This is a genomic window from uncultured Paraglaciecola sp. (assembly GCF_913058035.1).
GTDB lineage: Bacteria > Pseudomonadota > Gammaproteobacteria > Enterobacterales > Alteromonadaceae > Paraglaciecola.
The window spans coordinates 1-3,707 of sequence record NZ_CAJXPA010000289.1 but is presented as its reverse complement, the minus strand read 5'-3'; the positions used below and the strand labels follow the sequence as shown (position 1 = coordinate 3,707).

The 3,707-nt window shown below is 39.5% G+C and carries 3 protein-coding genes; all 3 read right to left on the bottom strand.

The window, feature by feature from the left end:
• Positions 1-434: 434 nt before the first annotated feature.
• Positions 435-1,835: a TRAP transporter large permease subunit gene (locus QZ562_RS20355; RefSeq protein ID WP_293764406.1), complete on the bottom strand. Its 1,401-nt coding sequence runs from the start codon at positions 1,833-1,835 to the stop codon at positions 435-437.
• A gap of 28 nt (positions 1,836-1,863) precedes the next feature.
• The gene (locus tag QZ562_RS20350; RefSeq protein WP_293764404.1) at positions 1,864-2,478 is read right to left on the bottom strand and encodes a TRAP transporter small permease; all 615 of its coding nucleotides are present in this window, start codon (positions 2,476-2,478) and stop codon (positions 1,864-1,866) included.
• Positions 2,479-2,691: 213 nt separating this feature from the next.
• Positions 2,692-3,684, bottom strand: coding sequence for a DctP family TRAP transporter solute-binding subunit (locus QZ562_RS20345; protein ID WP_293764401.1), 993 nt, complete (start codon positions 3,682-3,684; stop codon positions 2,692-2,694).
• Positions 3,685-3,707 lie beyond the last annotated feature (23 nt).

The following is a 3,707-nucleotide window of genomic DNA, read 5'->3' as shown; positions in this document are numbered from 1 at the left end:
ATTCAATACGCACGATAATCACTGCTGGATCAATTTAATTGACATATTTCTATATTGTAGAAAGTATTTTAAGCTTTAGAATGTTTAGGTTAATCAAAGTAAATAAAGATAGTGTTATAATCTATATAAATCAGTGACTTAAAATGTTACTTAGGGTTAAAAAATATTTTAACTTGAACGAAAACAGCAGTATGGATCCCAGAATGAGAATAGCTTTTGGCTTATTAAAAGTAATTTTTCAACTAAAAAGCTGCGTTTCAGCTCTTAAACTTGTAAAGCCCGCTATATAGCGGGCTTTACAAGTCAATTAATAGTAATTGCGAAGTTAAGGTGAAAATTTATACAGAGACTAATCATCCTAGAATCATTCAAAAAGTCTCCCCTAGCCCAAGAACAAGAAAAAAGCTGGTTACGATAATTAAAACTAATCAGGTCTATTTCGTGATCACTTCTGGTCCCATCATTAATGTGGGTAACCATGTTGATATAATCGGAATGTAAGTCACAATAATTAAGAACACAAATAAAACAGCACAGAATGGCATTGCGGCCTTAACCACACGTTCCATACTCATGCCTGTTATGCCCGATGTGACAAAAAGATTTAACCCAATCGGTGGCGTAATCATACCTATCTCCATATTAACAATCATCATAATGCCCAGATGTATAGGATCTATACCTAGCTGCATTGCAATCGGGAAGACAACGGGTGCAACAATCAGTAAAAGACCTGAGGGCTCCATAAACTGCCCGCCAATTAACAAAATAATGTTGACTACTATTAGAAATTGCCACCATTCAAAACCAGCACCTAACATTAAATTGGTAATTAAATCGGGGATGCGCTCGGACACTAATACATGAGAAAACACAAGTGCGTTAACAATAATAAACATCAGCATAATGGTCGTTTTTGCACCAGCAACCAGAACACCGCGCGTCTCACTGTGAAAAAATATTACAGGAAACTTGGTTACAATTGCGCTTAAGTTGCGTAAGGCCGCTTGAGAATAACTTTCAACATCTGTTTTCCAAGGCACGTTCTTAAGTGGGCCCATATCTCTGTAGATAAGTGTTGCAATCAAAAAGGCATAAACAGCGGCTACTGCAGCGGCTTCTGTTGGTGTAAATACCCCGCTATAGATACCGCCTAGAATAATGATAATTAATAGTAAGCCCCATGAGGCAGATGCTGCAGACTCTAAAATTTCTTGTGCACCAGCAAATTCACGCCTAGGCATATTTTTAATTCGCGCATAGATATAGATCACCGTCATTAGCATGATACCTGCCATTAACCCCGGTATGACGCCACCTAAAAACATACGACCAACAGAGACATCAGTTGCCGCAGCGTAGACCACCATGACGATTGAAGGGGGTATTAAAATCCCTAAGGTACCCGCATTCGCAATAACACCCGCAGCAAAGTCCTTGGTGTAACCTACCTGGCGCATAGCCGCTATAGCAATACCACCAATTGCAACAACGGTTGCGGGCGATGAGCCGGAAAGGGCTGCAAACAACATACATGCAAACACACTAGAAATGGCTAAGCCACCTCGTAAATGACCCATCGTTGCCACCGAGAATCGAATAATTCGCTTAGCAACGCCTCCTGTCGACATAAACGTTGATGCTAAGATAAAAAACGGAATGGCTAACAAGGTATATTTCTGTGACGCATTCAATAATTGCAGTGCAACTGATGAGACAGAGTCAACCGATAAAAATGCGATAACGAGCACACTAGACAATCCTAGCGATACTGCGACGGGTACACCTAAAAATAAGAATAGAAATAAAAGGCCAAATAAAACAATACTTTCCACGGTGAATCTCCTCTAAATGTTTTATTGGTTAATCAGCAACAATATTTCTATTATTTTCAATAAGCTCTTCAGCTTCGTGCGAGGCAATAATCAATTCACGATCGCCTGTAATAATGGCATATAGCGCTTGAGTACAACGAAAAACAAATAAGACCAAACCTATGGGTAACATTAAATAAGCAACCCATCGCGGTAAGCGCTCATCAGGTCCATAAATAAATTCAGGCAACGAAATTGCTTCCATAGAAAAACCAGCATCGTAAAATAATTTCCAGTACTTCCAGGCACCACCTTTACCCGATTCGAAACCAAACAAACTAATCCACTCGGCCGAAATGAAAGTTATACCGTAGACAATACAGGCCAGGGCACCGAATATAGCGAGGGCTTTAAAAACCGGCTTAGAGAATTTGCGAATAAGAATGTCTACCCCCAAGTGAATACCCTGTTTAATACCGTAACTCATTCCAAACAAAATTAGCCATGCAAACAACACCTGCGTGATTTCGAGGGCACTGCCCCAACCTGAATTAAAGCCGTATCGGGCGACCACCTGAGTAAAGGTTACTATCACCATCAACCCTAATAAAATGGCAATGAAGTCTTCTTCAAGTCGATCAACAGTTTTAGATAATTTGTTCATAGCTTTATACTTTTATAATGTTTGATCATGAACCAGCATGGCCATATTGATAGTGATTATCCAAAAAGCTAATGTGTCATTAAAGAATTGGACTATTTAGTGTTTTGTATTGATCGTTTAGTTAATTAACCCATCTGGAATAAAGCTTGATTAACTAAAAAATAAATAGTTAAAAGGCCTACTTAACAATGTAGGCCTTTTAAGATCAGGTGGCTATTGACCTGCTGCTACTGCCGCATCAATAGTATCTTGACCAACATCTTTAGCAAATTGACCCCAAACAGGCTTCATTACAGTTACCCATTCTTCGCGCTGAGCCGGTGTTAAAGTAACAACTTTGCCGCCTGCCGCTAAAATCTTTTGCTTACTTGCTTCGTTGACTTCAGTTGAACGTGCATTCGCTTTATTGGTTTCTTCTTGAAAAATTGATAGAAACTGCTCGCGAACATCATCAGGTAAACTATTTAACCAGTTCTTAGAGGTCACCGCTAAATAAGTTAATAGCTGGTGATTTGTCTCTGTAGTGCCATCTTGTACTTCAAAGAATTTTTTAGTGTAGATATTTGACCAAGTATTTTCTTGTCCATCTACAACACCTGTTTGTAGAGCGCCATATACTTCTTTAAATGCAAGTTTCTGCGCATTACCGCCAATGGCTTCGATCATTGCGACAGCAACATCAGAAGTTTGCACGCGGTACTTAAGGCCGGCTCCATCAGAGGGTAGTATTAAAGGCTTATTAGCCGAAAATTGTTTTAGTCCATTAAATATGTATGAAAGACCCACATACCCTTTGCTTTCAATTGCACCTAACAGTTCTTGTCCTTTAGGGCCTTGAGTAAATCTGTTAACGGATTCCATATCGCTAAACAAGAATGGAAAATCAAAGATACGATACTTTTTCGTAAACGACTCAAACTTGGATAATGAGGGTGCGGCCACTTGAACGTCACCCAAAAGCAAAGCTTCCATTACTTTGTTATCGTCAAACAACTGTGAACTAGGGAACAGTTGCATGCAGGCTTTACCGTTCATTTCAGTATTAATTCTGTTTGCAATCGCAGTTGCAGCTTCACCCTTAGGGTGACCTGTTGAAGCTGTTACAAAACTGAATTTAATAATGCGTTCACCTGAATCGCACTGAGCATAGGCACTGGCACTAAAAAATGTTGCAGCAATCAGAGCCGCGCTAAAAAGCTTCTTCATAAAATTCTCCGCCGAGATATTAT

Bases quoted from the DNA above. Each gene is read 5' to 3' on its own strand.
- QZ562_RS20350 (WP_293764404.1), bottom strand. From the start codon at position 2,478: ATGAACAAATTATCTAAAACTGTTGATCGACTTGAAGAAGACTTCATT.
- QZ562_RS20345 (WP_293764401.1), bottom strand. From the start codon at position 3,684: ATGAAGAAGCTTTTTAGCGCGGCTCTGATTGCTGCAACATTTTTTAGT.